Raw genomic sequence first — 23,014 nt, 5'->3', positions numbered from 1 at the left:
GAGGTAACAATGCAAAAACAAATTTTTGATCAACCTCAACATCAAACAGACCAAACAACATTCCAAAATTTTGAACGCATATATAAAAAGATTAAACGCATCTGTATAGGACTATTTTTAATTTTTTGTTTAATATGTGGAATCACATTATTAGCTTTAATGATATATTTTCATAGTTTATCAAAAACCTCCACAAATATGTCTGATGCAGAACTAAAAAAGGAATTATTAACCATTTCTGGCAACACTAAAATGAAAATCAACAAACCGATATTACCTCAATATGACAATTCTACAAATACACTTATTACAGGACCTAAGGAAGTCAGCCCCAATGTTATTAAGGCACTTACTTCTTCTGAAGACAGTATGTTTTTCCGCCATAACGGTGTATTACCAAAGGCAGTTTTTCGAGCTATCAGTGAAGATTTATTTAATTCACAATCTGCTACAGGTGGCAGCACTATCACACAACAGCTCGTTAAGAACCAAGTCCTTTCGAAAGAGCGCACCTATAGCCGTAAAGCCAATGAATTGGTATTGGCAATGCGTACAGAACATTTACTCAGTAAGAAAGAAATACTCTTTACTTATTTAAATATTGTCCCATTTGGTTTGGATAGTCATAGTGCAAATATTAGTGGTATTGCGTCTGTTTCATTTAGCTTGTTCGGTAAATCAGCAGAAAATTTAAACGTTGCTGAGTCCGCTTACATCGTAGGCTTACTACAAAGTCCCTATCACTATACGCCTTATAACAAAGATGGTTCTTTAAAATCAGATCAAGCGCTTCAAATTGGCATTGATCGACAACATTACGTTCTTAAACGTATGTTAGTGGAAAAACAAATCTCCTCTAAAACATATGAACGTGCAAAAAAATATAACATTAAAGCACATTTAGTAACACAATAATAATCATTCAATTAAATATGAACAAAAGAGGCGTCTTTAATATTCGGACGCCTCTCCTTTTATGTGTAAAAAATTTATTTCACTTGATAATGTTCCATTAAAATAAACCTACTGCTTTTCCATCATCAGTCACATCCATGTTTAATGCAGCTGGTTCTTTTGGTAAACCAGGCATTGTCATAATTGACCCCGTTAATGCTACAATAAATCCTGCGCCAGTCTTAGCTTCTAATTCACGAATCGTAATTTCAAAATCTTCAGGTGCACCGAGTTTGTTGGCATCATCTGTAAAGGAATATTGCGTTTTTGCCATACATATTGGAAAATGATTCCACCCATTCGCCTTAAATTGTTGCAATTGTTTCTCTGCTTTACTAGAAAAAGTAACTTTACTTCCACCATATATAGTTTTGACAATTGTTTCTATTTTCTCTTCTAATGGCGTTTGTAAATCATATAAATGTTTAAATGATTGAGGCTGTTGAATTACATCTAACACTTCATTTGCTAATTCAACTCCCCCTTGCCCGCCTTTCTCCCACACTTCAGTTAGTGCAAGTTTCACGTTATGTGTGTTTGCCCAGTTTTTAACAAATTCAATTTCTTTGTCCGTATCATTGACGAATGCATTTAATGCGACAACAGGTTCAAGTCCATACTTTCTAACATTATCTACATGACGCTCTAAATTTACGATTCCGTCATTTAAAGCTGCAACATTTTCTTCTTTCAAATTATCTTTGGCAACGCCGCCATGCATTTTAATTGCTCTAATTGTAGCCACGACTACTACAGCTGATGGTTCAAATCCTGCTTCACGCGCTTTAATATTGATGAACTTTTCCGCACCTAAGTCTGAACCAAATCCTGCTTCTGTAACTACAATATCTGCTAAATCTCTAGCTGTTTCTGTTGCTAAAATGGAATTACATCCATGTGCAATATTAGCAAAGGGACCTCCGTGAACAAGTGCAGGCGTGCCCTCAATGGTTTGAACTAAATTCGGTTTAATAGCATCTTTTAAAATCATCGCTAGTGCGCCTTCAACTTTTAAATCAGCTACAGTAACAGGCTTTTTGTCAGTCGTATAACCAATTGTAATTTTGCTTATCTTTTCTTTAAGGTCTTTAATTCCACGAGCTAAACAAAGTATTGCCATTATTTCAGAAGCTACCGTAATATTGAACCCATCTTCTCTCGGCACACCTTGTGTTGGCCCACCTAATCCGACAACCACATTACGTAATGCACGATCATTCATATCTAAGACACGTTTCCATTCAATTCGTCGTTGATCTATATTAAGTTGGTTACCCTGATGAATATGATTGTCTATAAAAGCTGATAACGCATTGTTGGCAGTTGTTATTGCATGAAAATCACCATTGAAATGTAAATTGATATCTTCCATCGGTAATACTTGTGCGTAACCACCACCAGTTGCGCCACCTTTGATACCAAATGTAGGTCCTAATGCAGGTTCGCGTAATGCAACCATTACGTTATGCTTTAAATGATTAAGTGCATCTGATAAGCCTACAGTTACTGTTGATTTACCTTCACCTGCTGGAGTTGGACTCATTGCAGTGACGAGTACAACTTTCCCTTTCTGTTCACGACGTTTAATCTGATTGATATCGATCTTAGCTTTATAATGTCCATATTGTTCTAATGCATTTGCGTCGATTCCAGCCTTTTCTGCAATATCGCTAATTGGTTGCAACGTTGCTTTATTCGCAATATCTAAATCCGATAATTGTGCCAAATTCCTCAGCCCCTTTTAGTTTATAGTAAAAAATTTCACTACGTCCTTACACTTTAATAGTATCTAACTTACATCTGAATGTCGACAATTTAGATAACGCTTTCATTTGCGACATCACGGTGTTGAATTAGTGACGTGAAACAGAAATCGAATCTTCTAATAGAGATTTCGTGGTCCCATCTCGGCATGATGACTAGGATTGAAAAAATCTTGATTTAAGTGCATTTTCAATTCAGATTTCTAATGGCTAATTGAAAAAGAGTCTGAGACATCTATTTTTGCCTCAGACTCCTCTCCTATTCATTGTTATAAAATAGCTTCCCTTAAATAGGGACTCTTGAATTAATTAATACTATTTATAAAGTTTTTTAATCTTCCATTGTACTTAAATCGCCTTCTGGTAAATCAAGTTCCCAAGCTTTAAGTACACGACGCATGATTTTACCTGAACGTGTTTTTGGTAATTTTTCTTTAAATTCGATTTCGCGTGGTGCAGCATGTGCCGCTAAACCTTCTTTTACAAATTTACGAATATCTTCTTTAAGTTCGTCCGAAGGCTCATATCCAGAACGTAATGCTACGAAGGCTTTAATGATTTCTCCTCTAATTGGATCTGGTTTACCAATCACACCCGCTTCTGCGACAGCTTCGTGCTCAACTAATTTAGACTCAACTTCGAATGGGCCAACACGTTCTCCAGCAGTCATGATGACATCATCGACACGTCCTTGGAACCAATAATAGCCATCTTCATCTTTATAAGCTGAATCTCCTGATACATACCAATCACCAATAAAGTAAGAATCATATTTCTCTGGATTCTTCCAAATAGAAACCATCATTGATGGCCAACCCTTTTTAATTGCTAAATTACCCATGCGATTTGGAGGTAGCTCATTTCCTTGATCATCAACAATCGCTGCTTCCACACCAGGTAGAGGTTTACCCATTGAGCCTAATTTGATATCCATTGCTGGGTAGTTAACGATCATATGGCCACCTGTTTCAGTCATCCACCATGTGTCTAATACACGTTTACCGTAGACATCTTTAGACCATTTTATAACTTCTGGGTTCAACGGTTCACCTACTGATAAGATACTCTTTAATGATGATAAATCGTATTTCTCAACGACATCATCACCAGCACTCATTAACATTCTTAAAGCAGTTGGTGCTGTATACCAAATAGTTACTTTATATTCTTCAATCATGTTATACCAGAACTCTGGTGAGAAACGTCCACCTGCAATACAGTTCGTCACTCCATTTAACCATGGGCTGAAGATACCGTAAGATGTACCTGTAACCCAACCTGGGTCAGCCGTACACCAATAAACATCATCTTCTTTAAAATCTAATACATATTTACCAGAAATATAATGTAATAACATTGCTTTTTGTGCATGTAACACACCTTTAGGTTGACCTGTAGAACCTGATGTATAATGTAAAATTAAACCGTCATCAAGTGATAACCATTCTGTTTCAAATTCTTCGCTTGCCTGTTCAAATGATTTATTAAAGTCAACGTATTCATCATCAACTTCGTCATCAACTACGACGATTGTTTCAAGGTTAGGCAATTTATCTTTAGGAATACGAGGTAACAATGCATTCGTTGTAATGATTACTTTAGCATCACTATTATCTAAACGATCACCGACAGCTTTCTCCATAAATGCTTCGAATAAAGGACCTGCAATTGCACCTAACTTTAAAATCCCGAAAAATGCAAAGTATAACTCAGGTGTTCTAGGCATAAAGATAAATACTCGATCGCTCTTCTCTACATTTGCCTCATCCTTTAACACATTGGCAGCTTTATTAATATTTAACTGCATTTCTTTATAAGTATAGCTTTCTTGACGTTTCGCATCTTTATAGTGTAATGCGACTTTATCGCCTTTACCGTCATCTACATGACGATCGATACATTCATGTGCCATATTAACTTTTCCTGTTTCTGACCACGTGAATGCTTTCTCAACTTCTTTCCAGTCGAAGTTTTGATATTCCTTTTCATAATCTTGAAGATTAAAATTTCCTTGTTCCCCTTCATAAACTTCTACTTTCATTTTAAATCCCCCTTGTTTGAAATCGCTTTCTTATAGTTGATTATACAGAATAATTTTTAAATTTTCAAAATAATCAAAATAAAACGCCTCATTTTGTAGGATTTTCTAGAACTATCACATATAATAAAGATAATTTAATTAATATTTTATACCTTAACGTGCGTGATGGGAGTGAAACAATGGAACACATTAAAACATATCAATCTGAAACTTATCATTTGGATGAAGGTACGTTCATAATTGAAGGTCCAGTCCCTATAGAATCGTTATCTTCTATGACATTCGACGAAGGTTTAGATGCATTTCGTACACCTGACGATCAATTTGAAGCACTTAAAGAAATAAGTGAATTACCTGAAGGACGTATTTTCGTATTGCGTGAAGAGCAGCATATCATTGGTTATGTAACTTATCATTACCCCGATCCACTAGAACGATGGGCAACTGGTAAATTATCTTATTTAATTGAATTAGGTGCCATAGAGGTCAGTTTAGCGTTTCGTCACCTACATCTTGGTAGTGAGTTAATAAAGGTTAGTTTGGCAGCAGATGAATATGAAGATTATATCGTATTAACTACTGAGTATTATTGGCATTGGGATTTGAAGAATTCCCAATTAGATGTTTACCAATATAAAAAGTTAATGCAAAAATTAATGGGTTATGGTGGCCTAGAAGTATTTGCTACAGATGACCCTGAAATTACAAGTCATCCAGCAAATTGTCTGATGGCCAGAATTGGTTCAAGAATAACAATCGATCAATTACAATCATTTGATGATATTCGTTTTATGAATCGATTTTTCTTTTAAAGGTGGGTATGTCATGAACAACGTAAAACAAACAACGGGGTATGTTTATTCAAACGCAATTTTACAATATCGCTTTAATAACAGTCATCCCTTCAATCAAATGAGATTAAAATTAACAACCGAATTATTATTAGAGTTAGGTGCATTAAAGGAAACACAAATCATCCAACCTCGTATAGCTACCGATAAAGAAATAGGTTTAATTCACACACATGATTATATACAGGCAATACGTCATGCTTCTCATGGTATTTTAAGTGAATCAGAAGCGAAGAAATATGGTTTAGATGGCGAAGAAACCATTCAGTTTCGTATGATGCACAGACATTCAGCTCGTATCGTTGGTGGCGCGCTTAATCTCGCTGATTTAATTATGGAAGGTAAATTGACAAATGGGTGTCATTTAGGTGGCGGTTTACATCACAGTTTACCAGGTCGTGCCAATGGCTTTTGTATTTATAATGATGTTGCAATTACTGCAGCTTATTTACAACAGAACTACAATCAACGTGTGCTTTGTATCGACACAGATGCCCATCATGGAGATGGCACACAATGGAGTTTTTATACAAACAACCATATATTAAATTATTCCATTCATGAAACAGGTAAATTTCTATTTCCTGGTTCGGGCCATTATACAGAACGGGGAAGTGAAACAGGCTACGGCTACACAGTGAATGTGCCACTAGAACCTTACACTGAAGATCAATCGTTTATTGAGTCATTCAAAACAACGATTGAACCAGTAATTGCTACCTTTAAGCCAGATATTATACTCAGTGTGCATGGTACAGATATCCATTATTTAGACCCACTTACACATATGAATTGCACTTTAGATGCACTATATCAAATACCTTATATGATTAAAGAATTAGCTGACAAATATACGGAAGGTAAAGTGATGATGTTCGGAGGCGGTGGTTATAATATATGGGAAGTTGTACCACGTGCATGGAGTCATGTATTTTTAGCATTGATTAATGAGCCACCTCAAGACGGGAATTTGCCTGAACGATGGTTAAATAAATGGCAAAGTTATGCGACATGTCCCCTTCCAACAGTCTGGAAAGATGAATTGACAAACTACCAAATGATTCCGAGAAAAGACGAAATATCTCAAACCAATCGTAAGCATGCATTACAAGTAAAAAGTTGGTTTGAGTAATTTATAAATGTATATAAAAAAGCGATGATTTTATAAAACAGTGAAATCATCGCTTTTACTTGCTAAATGAGTAAGATAAATCTAGAATATCAAATTATTTTGTTGTACCTCTGTATTCAACTCGATGTGGCAAGATTACATTAGGCTCTTCAATGTCTTCTTCATTCATATATTTAGTCAGTAATCTCATTCCAACCGCACCTATATCATACAATGGTTGAATGACACTTGATAACTGTGGACGTACCATCTCAACTAAACGCGTATTATTAAAACTAATAATTTGTAATGATTCAGGTACTTCAACCCCAACATCATGTGCTGCATAAACGAGTCCGATTGCTTGCTCATCACTAATAGATAAAATTGCATCAGGTTTATATTTCTTTAAAGCTTCAAAAGCTTTGATGCCATCTTTATACGTTTCATTACCGTTATATATATGATCATCATCTAATGTTAATTGATGCTGTGATAAAACGTTTTTTAAGCCCATGAGTACTTCTTCTTGAGCTTTCTTAGAGTATTCTCCTCCAACAAATGCAAACGTTTTAGCACCTTTGTCAATTAAGTGTTGCGTAGTTTTTTCGGCTGCCGCTTTAAAATCAATGTTAACTGAAGCAATACCATCGTCTTTTCCATTAGTACCAGAAACGACTACAGGTACAGAAGATTTATTTATAATTTCTTTGATTTCTTCAGAAATCGTACCACCTAAAAAGATGATGCCATCAACTTGTTTACTTAATAAGTTATTAAAAATCTCTTTTTCTTTTTGTGGATCATTATCCGAATTAGAAATAATTGTGTGATATTTATACATCGTTGCGATGTCTTCTAAACCGCGTGCAAGTTGAGAATAGTATACGTTTGATATGTCAGGAATGATCACGCCTACAGTTGTCGTGCGTTTACTAGCTAACCCTCTTGCAACGGCATTAGGACGATAATTTAATTTCTTTATAACTTCATTTACTTTATCTCGGGTTTGCGGTTTAACGTTATGGTTACCATTTACAACTCTTGATACAGTTGCCATCGAAACACGTGCTTCACGTGCAACGTCATATATAGTGACTGTCATATTTTCCTCCTTGTAAGCGTTTTATTTACTATTATATCCTGTTTTCATGACTTTTCAAAGTTTATCACATTTTGTGAAGTAATCAAATAAATTTGACTTAGTTGTCATGGTTATGTCAAATTTACCTTTAAAATGCTCTTGTAAAGTTACTTATTTATAAAATAAATATCCTTATCACAAGCATTTCGAACATGTGATAAGGATAGAAAAATTTTAAATTAAGTAGATGTATTGTTGATTTAGTTCAATATTTATTATTTTAATTGTTTATTATTATACATATCAGCAAGTGGTCTTAATTCATTGTAGAATGTATTGAACTCATCTAGGTCCATTTGTTGACCACTATCACTTAATGCTACAGATGGATCAGGATGTACTTCGGCCATAATACCATCAGCACCTACTGCTAAACCAGCTTTTGCTGTTGGCAACATAATATCCTTACGTCCAGTACTATGCGTGACGTCAACAAATACTGGTAAATGCGTGCCTTGTTTTAAAATAGGAACAGCTGAAATATCTAATGTATTACGTGTCGCTTTTTCGTAAGTTCGAATACCGCGTTCACATAAGATGATATTTTCATTACCTTGAGATGCGATGTACTCTGCAGCAAAAATAAATTCGTCAATCGTTGCTGAAAGTCCTCGTTTTAATAGGACTGGTTTGTTTGTACGACCAGCTTCTTTTAATAGTTCAAAGTTCTGCATGTTACGTGCGCCGATTTGGAATACATCTAAGTATTGATCAGCGATTTCGAAGTCAGCTGGATTTACAATTTCACTAACAACATTCAAGTTGTATTTCTCTTTTGTATTTTTAAGTATTTTTAATCCTTCTTCACCAAGTCCTTGGAAATCATATGGTGATGTTCTCGGTTTGAATGCGCCACCTCTAATGAACTTCTCGCCTTTTGCCTGTAAATCAGCAGCCACTTTATCTACTTGCTCCTGAGATTCAACTGAACATGGTCCAAATACGAATGACTTGTTACCGTCACCAATGATACCACCATTATCAAATTGAACGATTGTATCTTCAGGTTTTAACTTTCTTGATACATATAAATGCTTTTCGTTTTCTGATTTTTGTAAATCAGTAGAGGCTTTAAAAATTTCTTTAAATAATTGTTTTATCACGTTGTCGTTAAATGGGCCTTCATTTTTATCTAATAATTGATTAATCATTTCTTTTTCACGTTGTGGGTCATAAACGACTGTACCTTGTTTACGTTTTTCCTGACCTATTTGTTGTGCGAGCTTCCCTCTTTTAGATAAAAGCGTAAGTATTTCATCATTAATCCCAACAAGTTCTTCTCTCAGTTCTTGTAATCTGTCCGTCATTTTTACTCACCTCTATGAAAATTTAAATATTTTGTTTCGCTTTAAAGCGATAAAATAAATGTTAAAAAACATTCTAACAAGAACCGTATATAAGTTCAAGTCAGAATATAAAATATATTTGGAACGGGTACGCTTAATAATAACTGAATTTTCAGTCATATTCAAATAGAAATTGTCAAATACCCTACTTTTTACATATGAATAAAGATATATTTTTAGCAAAATCTTTAAAATTATTTAGCGAATCTATTGTTTATAAAAATAGCCTGAGACAGTGACCTGTCTCAGGCAGAAGTAATTATTTAATATTATTAATCGTTAAATGTTCTTTTCTCGATTTTGCTTTCAGCTTTTTCAGCTTTTGTTGATTGTGGTCTATTCTTTTTATAAACAGGTTCATTATTTTTTGCTTCAGCTGAATTTTGCTCTTTGTTAGATTCATTTACAGTCGAATTGTTTTCAGAAGCTCCTGCTTTATTATGTGTAATGATACCATTGTTGAATGTTGCTGATTCGTGTGTTTGTTTTACACGTCTTTCAGCTGGTGCCGGTTGCGCAGATTGTTCTTTATCTGGTGTGTTATTCACTTTATCATTTGAAACACCAGCAGTGCTAGCACTAGATGTAACTAAGTTAGGTACATCTTTTTTCTTACCTAATTTGATTGCTTCAGGTTTTAATAAGTTCTCAGTTTTTTTAGCTACTTGGCTATCTTTTGATAAAGCATTATTTTTATTTTTTGCCGCTAAAGCAAGGCTAGATGCTGTAATTGCACCTGTTGCTACAGCTGCTGATTTTTTAGAATTTTGCTTTTTATCATCTTCAGTAACTAAGTTAGGTACATCTTTGTCATTCTTACTGTTGATTTCATTTGTTGTTTGGGCTTTTTTAGTGTCTTCTACAACTTTATCATCTGAATGCATTGCATCTTTTTTATCACTCGCTGCTTTTGCAACTGAAGCCGCAGCAACTGTTCCACCTGTAGCAGCTGCTACTTTAGCACCAGTATGTTTTGAATCAGAGGCGTTACTATCTGAATGTTTAGCATCATCTTCAGCAACCTCTTCTTTAATTGCCTGCTGTTGTGCATTGTATTCGTCTGTTGAAGGTGTAGAATTTGAATTAATATGTGATGCTTCAGTATCTTTTGAATCTGATTTACTTTCATCCGCATTAAGTTGTTTATTTTCATCGTGTTGAGGATTTGGTGAATTATCAGCTAAATTACTGCTTGCAGATTCTTGTTGAATAGCAGATTTCTGCGCTTCTAATTCTGGGTTGTCTTTACGTTGTGCTCCATTTACACTAGATTTAATGTGATCAACTTGCTTATCAGCTTCTAATTTATCTTGTTCTGATTGAGCAATGATGTTTGAATTGTATGCTTTGTCAGAAGGTTTTTCACGTTTTTTAGGTTTATTTAATGAAACAATGCCAATCGCTGAACCAAGTACTGCCCCTACGATAAAACCATAGACAAATACATTACGTGGTCCTTCTGAAAAATTTTCTGGTACTTCATAACTTTCAAAATTGCCTTCATAGTTATTTCTTTCATAATTATCACGATTATAATATTTCATAAAAGATAGCCTCCTATAACAAAAGCACTTAAATAAGTACTACCCTCATTTAAGTGCATTTGTTTGTTTAAGTATATGATTTATTTTTTGTTTACGCGTGTTGTATAGCTTTGGTTTGATTCATTTGAATGAGTTGACTCATTTGAGTAAGCTCTTCTATCATTTGAGTAATTTGACTCGCTTGAATAATTTGTTTCATTTGCTACACTGTCCGCTTTATAATTTGCACTATTTCTACGATCTCTTCTGTTTTGCCATTTATCAGCAACTTCCATTGCTACATTTGACCATTGAACAACTTGAGAAATTTTGTCTTCGTTTTGAGAAATATTGTGCGTAATTGAGTTTGTAACTCTGTCTACAGAACCATTTAAAGTTTGAACTGAGTTACCGATACCTTTAACTGCATCAACAACTGAATTTAAACGATCTGATTTGTCTTGGATATCTTCAGTTAAGCGGTTAGCTTTGTGAAGTAAATCCGTTGATTCACGTGTAATACCTTGAATTTGTCCCTCAACCCCATCAAGAGTTTTAGCAACATGATCTAAATTTTTCTTAACTGAAATTAATACGACTACGATTCCAATGACTAAGATTAAAAAAGCAATTGCCGCAATAATTCCAGCTATGGGTAAAATCCATTCCATTTTAAAACGCCTCCTAATAAACATATCTTGTTATTTAATATAAATACCCAATTCATTTTAACATAAACATATTAAAATGAGGTGGAAACACCTATATTTTCCATATATGCACGCTGAATTTTTTGAATATCACCAGCGCCCATAAATAAAATAACAGCATCATCGTATTGTTCTAAGACATTTACAGTCGATTCATCGATGAGTTCGGCATTATCAATTCTTTGCAATAAATCTTGAATTGTTAACTCACCATTATTTTCTCTTATTGAACCGAAAATATCACATAAGTAAGTTTTATCAGCTGTATTTAAACACTCAGCAAATTCGTCTAAAAATGCTTGCGTACGGCTAAATGTATGTGGTTGGAAGACAGCGACTACTTCTTTTTGTGGGTATTTCTTTCTCGCAGATTCAATTGTAGCACTAATTTCTCTTGGATGATGTGCATAATCATCGACGAGTACTTGTTTACCTACTTTTGTCTCATTAAATCTACGTTTAACACCGCCGAAAGTTTCAAGCGCTTCTTTAATATTTTCAATATTTAAATCTTCTAAATAACAAATAGTAATTACGGCTAAACTATTTAAAATGTTATGATCACCAAATTGTGGTGAAATGAAAGTATCGAAATATTCATTTTTTATATAAACATCGAATTGAGTACCTTTTTCACTTATTTGAATGTTATTAGCATAGATATCATCATTTTCAGAGAATCCGTAGTAATACACAGGTACCTCAAAATCTAAATTTCTTAAATGCTCATCTTCACCCCAAGCAATAATTGCTTTTTTAACGTTTCGTGCCATCTCTTGAAAGGCATCTACAACGTCATTTATGTCTTTAAAATAATCTGGGTGATCAAAGTCGATATTTGTCATAATTGCATAATCAGGGTGATAGCTTAAGAAATGTCTACGGTATTCACACGCTTCAAAGGCAAAGTAGTCACTAGCTGGAATTCCAAGACCAGTTCCATCTCCAATTAGGAATGATGTTTTCTTGTCACCATTCATCACATGTGATAACAAACCAGTTGTTGATGTTTTCCCATGGGCACCAGTTACAGCGACGGAAATAAATTGATTAATCACATGTCCTAGGAAATCATGATAACGAATAACATCAAGCTTTAACTCATGTGCCTTAACAATTTCTTCATGTGTATCAGGAAAGGCGTTACCTTGAATAACCACCATATCTTCTTTAATATTATTTGGATCAAACGGTAAGATTTCAATACCATTATTTTTTAACGCAACTTCTGTAAATACGTAATTTTCAATATCTGAACCTTGTACTTTATTTCCAAGATCATGCATAATTTGGGCTAAAGAACTCATACCTGATCCTTTAATTCCAACAAAATGATAATGCGTCATTTTACCACTCCTTATTTATTGTTTATTTATCTTTATGTGTCATTTAAATCAGCTTCTGTCATATACACATCTCGCGGTTTAGAACCATTTGCACCTGAAACATAACCTAATTGTTCAAGTTGGTCTACGATTCTTGCTGCTCTATTATATCCGATTTGGAATTGTCTTTGAATTAATGACGTAGAAATATGTCCTTCTCGAACCATAAATTGACAAACATCATTGAATAATTCGTCTTGTGGTTGTGCTTCAGTCTTCTTAAGGAGCTCTTTTTCTTCAAATAAATATTCAGGTTCACGTTGTTGTTTTATATAGTCTACTACATCATCTATTTCATCGTCTGAAACAAATGTACCTTGAACGCGGATTGGTTTATTCATACCATTAACTAAATAAAGCATGTCACCATAACCTAATAAACGTTCAGCGCCACCACTATCTAAAATAGTACGTGAATCTACGCTTGATGATACCATAAATGCAATTCTAGTTGGAATGTTTGCTTTGATTAATCCAGTTATGACATTTACAGAAGGTCGTTGTGTAGCAACTAACATATGGATACCACTTGCACGTGCTTTTTGTGCTAAACGTGCAATAGATTGTTCAACTTCTTGTGGTGCCATCATCATTAAATCGGCAAGCTCATCGATAACGATAACGATTTTCGCCATTCTGTCTTCATATGGTGCTTTTTTATTAAATGCTGAAATATTTCGTACATGGTATTTCGCAAATACTTTGTAACGACGTTCCATTTCATCGACAGCCCATTTAAGACTTTGTGTAGCTGCTTTTACGTCTGTAATTACAGGTGACACTAAATGTGGCAAATCATTATATGGCGCTAATTCAACCATCTTAGGATCTATGAGTAATAACTTTAACTCTTCTGGATGGTTTTTATAAAGCAATGACATAAGAATACTGTTGATACATACAGATTTACCTGAACCTGTTGCGCCTGCTATAAGTGCATGCGGTGTCTTAGCTATATCCATCAACAGTGGTTCGTTATTTATACGATAACCCATAGCAACTGTTAATTTGGACTCAGCATTTTTAAAACTTGGTGATTCAATAATCGAACGCAAGTTAACTTTTGTCGATGATTGGTTGGGCACTTCGATACCAACTAGACTCGTACCCGGTATCGGTGCTTCTATTCTAATATCTTTTGCTGCTAAAGCCATCTTTATATCATCTTGTAATGCAGTAATACGTGACACTTTCACACCTTTTTCAACAGAAAGTTCGAAACGTGTCACACTTGGTCCTTCTGTAACATTTTGGACTTCTGCTGGTACATTAAAGTAATAAAATGCTTCATTAAGTTCTTGTTTCTTTTCTTCAATCCACTCATTATCTACCTTGATTTCTTCTGGCTCTTCTAGAAGAGTTGTACTTGGTAGTTGAATCATTGGACCTTTTCTTAATGAATTTTTATTTTGAGAATCTTGCGATGGTTGTTCAACGGTTTGTTCTACCGAATGTTCAACTGCTTGTTGATTTGAAACTTCTGGTTTTAGTGGCGGCTCAGTTACCTTCTGTTTTTCTTGTGTAGAAGAAGTTGTTCCACTGCTTGGTTTTTCAAGATTTGCCTTATTTTGACTTGGTGGCTCATTTTTATCTTTATCTGAATCGTCTTCAACCGACATTGTTTCATTCGATTCTTCTTGTTGTTGGTCTACGAGGTTATTTGAAATATCTTTATGTTGTGAAATATATTTTTCTTTTTGTGCATCCATCATGCGTTTCTTATCTGAAGGCGTCATTACAACATTGAACGGGCTACCCCCACTCTTCTTAGGACGTTTCTTAATATTTGAATTTGGTTGTTCTTTCGATGTTCGTGGTTCCGTTGATTTTTCATTATTTTTTGCATTTTCAACATCTGAAGATTGCTGATTTGATGCAGTATCATGCGAATTATTAACGATAGATGATTCCGTTGCTTGAGGTTGATTTTCACTGTGATGTTTTGTACTTTCGTACTGCGATTGTGTTTCTTCATTTTGGTTTATGTTTTCAGAGCGTTCATCTGTTTCATCGTTATTAGAATCATTATCATTATCAACTAAATCAATATCGGATGTCGGTGTTTCTGAAACAACATGCGATGAATGTTCACTTCCAGTACTTTGTTCTTCTGTTAAATTAGATGTTTCTGAATTATCTTCTTTAAACTCAGAAGTTTGAGTGTTTTCTGTTAATTGGTCGTTAGATATGTTTTCACCATCAGTTTCTTCTTTCGATGAAGTTTCATGAATATCTGAATCCTCATCGTGTTGTTTATTGCTTGAAGATTCATCAATTTCTCGATAATTTGCCTCAGTTACTTCATTTTCTGGTGAAGTATTAGATTCTGAATATTGATTGTCTGTTATATTTTCATCAATATTCGTTGTAGAAGTAGTACCATTTTCCGTATTTGTTTGTTGAGGATTAGATAATTGCACTTCTTCTAAATGAGATTGTTCTGAATGATTTGATTCCGTGTCCTCATTATTTGAGGATGTTTCTACAGAATCTTGCTCATTATTCTCGTCTTCAACGTCTTCAATAATTTGTGTTTCGTTTGCATCTGTATGTACGTTACTTACATTATCTAAGTCAACTTCTTCATAATTAAATGGTGAATATTGTCCACCTTCATGCTGTGACGCATCATTTGCATGATTTGATTCATGTAATGTATTTGTTTCACTTTGTGTTGAATTATGTTGTTCATCGTTTTGTGAATCAATATCATCTAATTCTAGGTCATCTAAAGAACTTTCACCTAAATAATCTTTCGCTTGTTTTGCATACATTTCATCAATCGCTTTTTGTATACTATCAGAATCGTTTTGTTGATATTGTTGACGCTTTTGTTGTAAAGCCTTTTTAAATTGCTTTTTCTGGTTAACTTTGCGTTCACGTTCTCTACGAATTTCTTCAACAATTTGTGACGCGTAAATATTTTCAATATTTATCGTATTGTTCTTACCTTCTGGTGTCCCTTGTTTATTCGAAGTGTTTGACGTTTCTGAATGTTGTTGACGTACTTCACTGCGATTGCTTTCAGAAGATGAAGTTTTTGAATGCCCAGTGCTACTGTAATCTCTTTTCGTTTCTTGTTGTTTAGAATCCGAAGTGTCTTCAGAGTTGTTAGAAGTTACAATCTTACCTGCTTTAAGCGGTTTAGGCGTCTTCGTACCGAAAATAGCTGACGGTACTTCGCTCGCTTTAAACTCTCGTTGATGATACAAAGGTTTTGAACGATTTTGTTTCGTATTACTACTCGCACGTAAAGCGTCTGTTTGTATACGCATTCTTGTGCCTTTGTGTTGTTTAGGCTTATGCTCTATACTAGATTGTTTGCGTTTAGTCGATGTATAACTACTATTGTTACGATTATTCTGTGATGTTGAATCTGCCTCATTGCTTTGTCTACGGCGTCTACGTTGACCTTGATCACTCATAAAGTCAGGTTCTGTCTGTTCGTGTCTGTATGAAGTAGATTCATTCACCTCGTCATTATGATGAGAACCTTCCGTCTTATCTAAACCATTGATGGGAAATCTAAATTTACCTCTAGGTCTCTCGTATACATCGTTATTTTGCGAATGTAATGAGTCATGTCTCTCGCGTTCATTAGCTCTTTGACGTCGTTGGTTTCTCTTATTAAGATAACTATCGCTAGAATCATTATCTTCTCCAAATAGCTTATCGAACCAGCTCATTCGTGCATGACCTCCTTTTATTCTTCAAAAAATGGTTGTCCCACTTTGTAATCATCAGATAACACCATAATTCCTTTTTCTTGCGGTGCATTCGGCAAGTTCAATTCTTTCATAGAACATACCATACCACTTGACTCTACGCCTCTGAGTTTCGCATCTTTAATCACCATACCACTAGGCATTACTGCGCCTACCTTAGCAATGACTACCTTTTGACCCGCTTCAACATTCGGTGCACCACAAACAATTTGTAACTTTTCAGTTGCTACATCTATATTTAATACACTCAATTTATCAGCGTCTGGATGTTTTTCTTTCGTTTCTACATATCCAACTACAAATTTGGGTGATAAATCAGCGTCTAGTTCATAATTAAATCCAGCATTTTTAATTAACTGTTGTAGCCCATTGAGCAATGATTCTGTGAGTTTGATATGTCCATTTCCATTAATTTCTACGTGTTGAGAAACGTTGAAGATGTTATAGCCAACTACTTGACTTTCACGTGTGATTTCCACTACATCTCCTTTAGTTTCGTAACTAAATTCACCTGGTGTAGGATCAATTTGTAAAAAAGCTACATCTCCTACTGCTTCTTTATTATAAAATAAATTCATATTTAAAACTCCTTAATGTTTATCTTTATTTTGATATTGTTTTCTTGTTGCTTCTAATCTTTGAATAACATTCGGATCTCTTTTTTGTTTGTTATTTTTACCTAGAATAAATATAGGTTCAAAGTGACTTTGATCGTAACCAAATGATAATGAAGTAATCGGCACTAATCCTTTAGTGAAAAACTCCATTGTTAAATGTGCCATAACATCATAACCTGTTTTGTTTCGTATATCAGCAATAATCAATACATCTTGATGTGGTACGGCAACTAACATTTCACCTTCGCACTGTTGTTGAATTTCATTTAAAAATTGGGTATTCAATATGCGACTCGCATCATAACCATCATTTGAATTAACAAAGTAGAAAATATTACCTTTAACTTCATCAGTTTTGTATTTATTGTCTAATTTTCTGACGTTGAATAAAGCCATTTCTTTTAATTGTTGTTGTGTTAAATTCATTTGTTCCAACATTTTTTCATTTATTAAACGGTATGACTTACCTAAGTCAACAGCATAAAATATATTTGTTTCTGCAGTATGACGTTCGATAACAAATGGAACACCGTTTTTATCTTTTTTGTCAAAACTTGGTGATCTTAATACTGGCATTACTTCTATGTTTTCAAGTTCTGAAATATCTTGATCTTTCATTTGACCAATAGCTTCAGTAACATAATATGCAATTTCGTCTACGATATTTTCCTTTTGTTCTTTATATTTAGCTACAATTGTATCAAGTTTAACGGTTACACCTTTACCGTTATCTTCTCTTGAAATACGTAATGTTTCTTCTTCGCGATTATAACTAAATTTCACATTTAAATGACTTAAACGTTCTTTAAGCTTATCTCTCATTTGAAAGACATTCATTGATAACACTCCTATTTACGTGCCTTAATATAGTTTACAATAAATAATAAGCTAGTAACAGAAAAAAAGTAAATTGTAGGGATTTGTCTGTAGATAATGAATCATTACTCATCTCTACTTAAATAAATAAATTTTTCCAACAAACCCCCATCATTTACTTTTAAAATTTATACTAGACATTATAAACTAGATAAAAATTCATCTATTTGCTCGATAGATTTGCGTTCTTTCCCAATGTACGAGCCTATTTGTTCATTGTTTCGATATACTAAAAAACTTGGGATGCCCATAATGCCATGTTCAATACAAATATCCATAAATTGATCTCTATCTACAGATACAAAATGATATGAATCATACTTTTCCTCTAATTGAGGTAAATCTGGTTCGATGACTTTACAATCAGGGCACCAATCTGCAGTGAAAAGAAATACTGTCTTTTGTTGTTTCAATTCATTAAATTGTTGTTCATTTTCTAATGCTTTCATATTCTCTCTCCTAAATCTTATTGATATTGTAAATGTTCTATTTGTTTATCATCCAATTGCGTAACTGATTGAATTAATAATTGTCGAGCTGAGTGATAATCTCTAATATCAAATACTGCATTTGTGCTATGGATATATCTAGCACATACACCAATCACAGCTGTCGGTACGCCAATATTTGCTTTATGAATTTCTCCACCATCTGTTCCACCTGGTGAAATGTAATATTGGTAATTGATATCATGTTGTTCTACCAAACGCATTAAATAGTCTCTAAATGAAGGCTTGAGTATCATCGTCCCGTCCTTAAGTCTAATTAACGTTCCAGATCCTAATGTACCTGAGAGACGTTGACTTCCCTTCATATCATTGGCTGGTGAACAATCTACTACAAAAGCAACGTCAGGATCGACTAATTCGGCTGCTGGGCGTGCACCTCTGAGACCTACTTCCTCTTGTACATTTGCACCCACATATAAATCGAAATCTAACGTTTCTCCTTGTAATGACTCTAATAGTTCTAGGGCAATTAAACAACCATAGCGATTATCCCATGCTTTACTAGCATAACGGTATTCAGATAACTGTGTAAACGGTGTTTCAGGAACGATTGAATCTCCAATCTGTATACCACGTGAAAGGACTTCTGATTCTGAGTCACAACCTATATCCAACATCAAATCTTCAATCTTAGGTGCACCTTCATTACCGGATCTAAAGTGTTTAGGTATATTAGATACAATTCCGATAATTTCTTCGTCTTCGCGTGTCTTTACTTTTAAGCGTTGTCCTTGCCAAATATCATTTGCGACACCGCCTAAATTAGTGAAATGTAATAAACCTTGTGGGGTTATATGCGTCACCATGAATCCAACTTCATCCATGTGTGCAGCAACCATTACTTTTTTTGCGTTTTGTTTATTTGATTTCTTCACGCCATAAAACCCGCCCATTCGGTTATAAACAAACTCATCGACGCAAGGTTCCATCTCTTTTATTAAATATGATTTAACATCATCTTCGAACCCTGGAGCACCATGTAATTCTGTTAATGTCTGCATTCTCTTAATTGTTTTATTAAAATCAATAGTCACGTTCGCTCACTCCTTATCTTTATTATAGCATCTTCATTGTGGTAAACTATAAATATGACTTTTTAGGGGGTAGAACTGTTATGTTCAGTAAAATGAAGTGGTACTTTACCTTTATTTTTTCATTTCTATCTATTATCGGTGTGATGTATTTAATTCATCGACAATTACACCATCATGTCTTTCAATCCGAAAAGACGTTAGCAGAAGTTAAAACATATTTCAGAAATGTTGTCGGCTCATACATATTAAATGAAACCGTAACATATGAAACAAGTGAAGGTACATTTACGGTTTACCAAGGTGGTATTACAACGCAATCAAATGATAAACGCACGTATTATGATTTCTATGCTGATGCCAACAACGGTGAAATCATCGATATTATTGAACGTACTTCTTAACTTTTGTGCGAACACGACACCCATTTCAAATAAGCTTACATGTATATTTACTCGTCATGAAACTGATAATGTGGATTGACGAGTTTGTTTATTCAAAATAATTTATCAACAAGAAATGGTAATGAGCCCGGGATACTTTATCGTTTCTCAGGCTCATTTTAAAATGCAATCTTTTATATTTATGATGACAGTACTAAAACCGTATCATTTTATAAAAATTAAACCCTACTCATACTAAGATTCTCTTTGAATATATGATTCGATTTCTTTTGAATTTGCTTTATTAAATTTAACTGCAAAATAAGTTGCATCATGATAAAACAAAAACCCAGAAATTATCCATAATATAATTCGTTATTCGGCGTTCTTTTTCTCGAATGGATTGTAGTGGATAATCATCGTATGCCGTTACCCATAATGGATTTTTATGGGCTGTCGTAGGAAAGATATCTGCCATATGGACTGCTTTTTCTCCATTACTCTCTATAGTAATAATACTGTGACCATAACTATGTCCGCCTGTGTGTATCATCTTTATACCTGGATAAATTTCAATTTCTTTTTCAAATAATATTAAATTGTTTTTGAAATCCCCGTTATTTTTAGGCCAATAAGTAGATTGACTACGCATATTCGGACTTTGGAATTCATGCCGTTCATCTTGTTGTAATACGTGAATAGCATTTTCAAATACTGAGTCACCGTTTGAATATGTTAACCCTGCAGCATGATCAAAATGCATATGGCTCATTAACACAATATCTATATCTGCTGTTGTCAGTGAAAATGCTTTTAAACTTGCATCTATATCACTCTCATAGTCTACCCCGAAGTTGCGGCGTTCTTTATCTGTAAGTTTATCTTTACCGATGCCACTATCAATTAATATATTTTTATCACCTGTTTGAATTAATATAGGATGTGTTGGTAAAGGAATCTGATTCTTATCATTAACAGGATATTTTTTGGACCACAGTGCTTTAGGAACGACACCAAACATGGCTCCCCCATCCATCTAAGTGATGCCACCATTCACATAATTAATTTCAAATTGTCCTAACTTCATCTCACATACCCCCTTGAATATTTCCAATTACGTAACACTTTATTAACATATTAATATAATAATGACGGGAGGTAAAACATTCTATATAATGTTTGCTTAAATTTTTAAATATTGATTATAACTATCACATAACGAAATCAAATACTATATATTTACATTTACCTAATTTAATATAAATAAAAAGAGGGAGCGGGACAGAAATCGAATTTTCTAATAGAGATTTCGTAGTCCCACCCCGGCAAGGATGACTAGGATTGGAAAAGCTTGATATAAGCGCATTTACAATTCAGTCATCTACTGTATAATCGACAAAGAAGCTGAGACAACTATTTTTGTCCCAGCCTCTTTACAAATGTTATTCATGGAATTTAGCTTCCATTCGGTAAATACGAGAACCTTTTTCGGAAAACTTTTTCTCATATTCAGTGACGATATTTTCTTCTATATCTTCTTCATGTAAATTTAAATTCATTTTCGTGAAATACATACCAAATTGCGACATGCTTTCTAAACTATACGCAAACAGACCACGATTATCTGTTTTAAAATGGATTTCTCCATCTTTCTTTAATATTTGTTTATAACGTGCTAAATACGTATGATATGTTAAACGACGTTTGGCATGTCGTTTTTTAGGCCATGGATCAGAAAAGTTTAAATAGATACGAGAAACTTCTTCATCTTTAAAATATTCATTTAATTCTATCGCATCATTACAAATTAATTTGATATTTGTTAATCCTAAATCAAATACTTTCTGTAAAACGTTTACCATGACACTTTTTTCACGTTCCATAGAAATAAAATTAATTTCAGGATGTTGTTCTGCTAAAGTTGTGATGAATTGGCCTTTACCTGAACCAATTTCTATATAAATCGGTTGTTCTTTTTCAAACCAATCACTTATCTTACCTGCATGTGCACCATCCATATCTACAATCTCTGGATGAGATTTCAAATAATCTTCAGCCCATGGTTTGTATCGCACTCTCATTAATATTACTCCTTATATAAATGCATTATGATTCATCATATCATTTAAAAATTTCAACCACATATTCATGTCTTTGTAACGTTTCTGTTCTTCATACCATTGAATCATTCCTATGGCTTGAATAGCTGTGTACCATTTCATTCTCTTTTGTAATTCAATTGAATCTTTTACTCCATATTCTTCTAACCACTGTGCCCAGTTTCTTTCAGGAACGTAGTTGTAAAGCAGCATACCTAAATCAATTGCAGGGTCGGCAATCATGGCATCTTCCCAATCAACCAAATAAAGTTCATCTCGATCAGAAAGTAACCAATTGTTGTGGTTTACATCGCCATGAACGACGGTGAAAAAGCGAGGATCCATATCAGGTATATTGTCTTCTAAATAAGTAAGCGCCTTCCTTGTCACATGATGCGTAAGTACTTCGCGTGACAACGAGGCATTAATCTTATTCAACATTATTTCAGGTGTGATAGGTTCCATTTCCATTCTTTTAAGCATGTTTAATAAAGTTTTAGAATTGTGTATCTTTTTTAACAATAAAGCGACACGATTTTCTTTCATTTCGTTAAAAGCAAGCTCTCTACCGTTTTTCCAATGTTGCGCTGTGACAACCTCTCCAGTTTCAATACGTTTCGTCCATACTAGTTTCGGTACGATTCCTTCGGCAGATAATGCCGCTATAAAAGGATTAGAATTTCTTTTTAAGAATAGCTTTTGTCCATCTTGTTCGGCCATGTAAGCTTCACCAGATGCGCCTCCTGCAGAATCAAGTGTCCACCCTAATTGATAAAACTGCTCCAACACGTTCACCTCACTTTCCAAATAGAAAATGGCTCCAGAAAATAATTCCAAGAGCCATATTTAATCATTTACACTGAATTTGAATTTCAACAGTTTTTATATTAAAGCAACAAACATTTACAAGCATATATGACACACTGTCCCCATGTGAACATAAAAC

18 protein-coding genes and 1 pseudogene are annotated in these 23,014 nt (G+C 34.2%); 4 read left to right on the top strand and 15 right to left on the bottom strand.

Annotated elements, in window-relative coordinates; translation table 11 throughout:
- The first annotated feature begins 9 nt into the window (after positions 1-9).
- Positions 10-915, top strand: coding sequence for a biosynthetic peptidoglycan transglycosylase (locus NGI30_RS04000; protein ID WP_251942784.1), 906 nt, complete (start codon positions 10-12; stop codon positions 913-915).
- A gap of 97 nt (positions 916-1,012) precedes the next feature.
- Here the strand turns inward: NGI30_RS04000 and NGI30_RS03995 are convergent, their stop codons facing one another.
- Positions 1,013-2,680: a formate--tetrahydrofolate ligase gene (locus NGI30_RS03995; protein WP_251942782.1), complete on the bottom strand. Its 1,668-nt coding sequence runs from the start codon at positions 2,678-2,680 to the stop codon at positions 1,013-1,015.
- Positions 2,681-3,048: 368 nt separating this feature from the next.
- Positions 3,049-4,758 carry an acetate--CoA ligase gene (gene acsA / locus NGI30_RS03990; protein WP_251519790.1) on the bottom strand — a complete coding sequence of 570 codons (1,710 nt, stop codon included), beginning with the start codon at positions 4,756-4,758 and terminating at the stop codon, positions 3,049-3,051.
- A gap of 179 nt (positions 4,759-4,937) precedes the next feature.
- On the opposite strand from acsA, the gene NGI30_RS03985 reads away from it, so the two are divergent.
- Positions 4,938-5,570: a GNAT family N-acetyltransferase gene (locus tag NGI30_RS03985; RefSeq protein WP_251519788.1), complete on the top strand. Its 633-nt coding sequence runs from the start codon at positions 4,938-4,940 to the stop codon at positions 5,568-5,570.
- A 13-nt stretch (positions 5,571-5,583) separates the two neighbouring features.
- Complete coding sequence (locus tag NGI30_RS03980) at positions 5,584-6,741, top strand: acetoin utilization protein AcuC (RefSeq protein WP_251519786.1); 1,158 nt, start codon at positions 5,584-5,586, stop codon at positions 6,739-6,741.
- Between the two features lie 94 nt (positions 6,742-6,835).
- Here NGI30_RS03980 and ccpA read toward each other — a convergent pair whose 3' ends face one another.
- From ccpA to NGI30_RS03930, 10 genes are all read right to left on the bottom strand, one after another.
- The gene (gene ccpA, locus NGI30_RS03975; protein ID WP_251519784.1) at positions 6,836-7,825 is read right to left on the bottom strand and encodes a catabolite control protein A; all 990 of its coding nucleotides are present in this window, start codon (positions 7,823-7,825) and stop codon (positions 6,836-6,838) included.
- A gap of 254 nt (positions 7,826-8,079) precedes the next feature.
- Positions 8,080-9,171, bottom strand: a complete 1,092-nt coding sequence (locus tag NGI30_RS03970) for a bifunctional 3-deoxy-7-phosphoheptulonate synthase/chorismate mutase (RefSeq protein WP_251942780.1) — start codon at positions 9,169-9,171, stop codon at positions 8,080-8,082.
- A 311-nt stretch (positions 9,172-9,482) separates the two neighbouring features.
- On the bottom strand, positions 9,483-10,754 hold the full coding sequence (locus NGI30_RS03965; protein ID WP_251942779.1) for a hypothetical protein: 1,272 nt from the start codon (positions 10,752-10,754) through the stop codon (positions 9,483-9,485).
- A gap of 80 nt (positions 10,755-10,834) precedes the next feature.
- Complete coding sequence (locus tag NGI30_RS03960) at positions 10,835-11,404, bottom strand: DUF948 domain-containing protein (RefSeq protein WP_251519778.1); 570 nt, start codon at positions 11,402-11,404, stop codon at positions 10,835-10,837.
- 71 nt (positions 11,405-11,475) lie between these two features.
- A complete protein-coding gene (murC, locus tag NGI30_RS03955; protein ID WP_251519776.1) occupies positions 11,476-12,789 on the bottom strand; it encodes a UDP-N-acetylmuramate--L-alanine ligase in 1,314 nt (437 codons plus the stop codon).
- A 32-nt stretch (positions 12,790-12,821) separates the two neighbouring features.
- Entirely contained in the window at positions 12,822-16,514 is a 3,693-nt protein-coding gene (locus NGI30_RS03950; RefSeq protein WP_251942776.1) for a DNA translocase FtsK, read from the bottom strand.
- Between the two features lie 17 nt (positions 16,515-16,531).
- On the bottom strand, positions 16,532-17,131 hold the full coding sequence (gene ytpR / locus NGI30_RS03945) for a YtpR family tRNA-binding protein (RefSeq protein WP_251942774.1): 600 nt from the start codon (positions 17,129-17,131) through the stop codon (positions 16,532-16,534).
- Between the two features lie 12 nt (positions 17,132-17,143).
- On the bottom strand, positions 17,144-18,007 hold the full coding sequence (locus NGI30_RS03940) for a DUF1444 domain-containing protein (protein WP_251942773.1): 864 nt from the start codon (positions 18,005-18,007) through the stop codon (positions 17,144-17,146).
- Between the two features lie 179 nt (positions 18,008-18,186).
- Positions 18,187-18,495 (bottom strand): thioredoxin family protein, encoded by a 309-nt coding sequence (locus NGI30_RS03935; RefSeq protein ID WP_251519768.1) that lies wholly within the window; start codon positions 18,493-18,495, stop codon positions 18,187-18,189.
- Between the two features lie 17 nt (positions 18,496-18,512).
- Positions 18,513-19,589: a M42 family metallopeptidase gene (locus tag NGI30_RS03930; RefSeq protein WP_251942772.1), complete on the bottom strand. Its 1,077-nt coding sequence runs from the start codon at positions 19,587-19,589 to the stop codon at positions 18,513-18,515.
- An 80-nt stretch (positions 19,590-19,669) separates the two neighbouring features.
- Here NGI30_RS03930 and NGI30_RS03925 point away from each other — a divergent pair, with 80 nt between their 5' ends.
- Entirely contained in the window at positions 19,670-19,990 is a 321-nt protein-coding gene (locus NGI30_RS03925; protein ID WP_251519764.1) for a PepSY domain-containing protein, read from the top strand.
- Between the two features lie 234 nt (positions 19,991-20,224).
- On the opposite strand, the pseudogene NGI30_RS03920 reads toward NGI30_RS03925, so the two are convergent.
- The 3 genes and pseudogenes from NGI30_RS03920 to NGI30_RS03910 form a co-directional block, all read right to left on the bottom strand.
- A pseudogene (locus NGI30_RS03920) lies at positions 20,225-21,005 on the bottom strand (MBL fold metallo-hydrolase).
- A gap of 406 nt (positions 21,006-21,411) precedes the next feature.
- A complete protein-coding gene (gene trmB, locus NGI30_RS03915) occupies positions 21,412-22,050 on the bottom strand; it encodes a tRNA (guanosine(46)-N7)-methyltransferase TrmB (RefSeq protein WP_251942771.1) in 639 nt (212 codons plus the stop codon).
- Between the two features lie 12 nt (positions 22,051-22,062).
- Positions 22,063-22,854, bottom strand: a complete 792-nt coding sequence (locus NGI30_RS03910; RefSeq protein ID WP_251519760.1) for a phosphotransferase family protein — start codon at positions 22,852-22,854, stop codon at positions 22,063-22,065.
- Positions 22,855-23,014 lie beyond the last annotated feature (160 nt).

Source organism: Staphylococcus sp. Marseille-Q5304 (assembly GCF_943737015.1).
GTDB classification, from domain to species: Bacteria; Bacillota; Bacilli; order Staphylococcales; family Staphylococcaceae; genus Staphylococcus; species Staphylococcus hsinchuensis.
Note: the sequence above shows the minus strand (reverse complement) of the source record. Positions and strands in the feature narration are given on the sequence as shown.

Coding starts and splice junctions, on each gene's coding strand:
- trmB (WP_251942771.1), bottom strand. CDS start 22,050: ATGAGAGTGCGATACAAACCATGGGCTGAAGATTATTTGAAATCTCAT.
- NGI30_RS03940 (WP_251942773.1), bottom strand. CDS start 18,007: ATGAATGTCTTTCAAATGAGAGATAAGCTTAAAGAACGTTTAAGTCAT.
- murC (WP_251519776.1), bottom strand. CDS start 12,789: ATGACGCATTATCATTTTGTTGGAATTAAAGGATCAGGTATGAGTTCT.
- NGI30_RS03925 (WP_251519764.1), top strand. CDS start 19,670: ATGTTCAGTAAAATGAAGTGGTACTTTACCTTTATTTTTTCATTTCTA.
- NGI30_RS04000 (WP_251942784.1), top strand. CDS start 10: ATGCAAAAACAAATTTTTGATCAACCTCAACATCAAACAGACCAAACA.
- NGI30_RS03985 (WP_251519788.1), top strand. CDS start 4,938: ATGGAACACATTAAAACATATCAATCTGAAACTTATCATTTGGATGAA.
- NGI30_RS03960 (WP_251519778.1), bottom strand. CDS start 11,404: ATGGAATGGATTTTACCCATAGCTGGAATTATTGCGGCAATTGCTTTT.
- acsA (WP_251519790.1), bottom strand. CDS start 4,758: ATGAAAGTAGAAGTTTATGAAGGGGAACAAGGAAATTTTAATCTTCAA.
- NGI30_RS03980 (WP_251519786.1), top strand. CDS start 5,584: ATGAACAACGTAAAACAAACAACGGGGTATGTTTATTCAAACGCAATT.
- ytpR (WP_251942774.1), bottom strand. CDS start 17,131: ATGAATTTATTTTATAATAAAGAAGCAGTAGGAGATGTAGCTTTTTTA.
- NGI30_RS03935 (WP_251519768.1), bottom strand. CDS start 18,495: ATGAAAGCATTAGAAAATGAACAACAATTTAATGAATTGAAACAACAA.
- NGI30_RS03970 (WP_251942780.1), bottom strand. CDS start 9,171: ATGACGGACAGATTACAAGAACTGAGAGAAGAACTTGTTGGGATTAAT.
- NGI30_RS03965 (WP_251942779.1), bottom strand. CDS start 10,754: ATGAAATATTATAATCGTGATAATTATGAAAGAAATAACTATGAAGGC.
- ccpA (WP_251519784.1), bottom strand. CDS start 7,825: ATGACAGTCACTATATATGACGTTGCACGTGAAGCACGTGTTTCGATG.
- NGI30_RS03950 (WP_251942776.1), bottom strand. CDS start 16,514: ATGAGCTGGTTCGATAAGCTATTTGGAGAAGATAATGATTCTAGCGAT.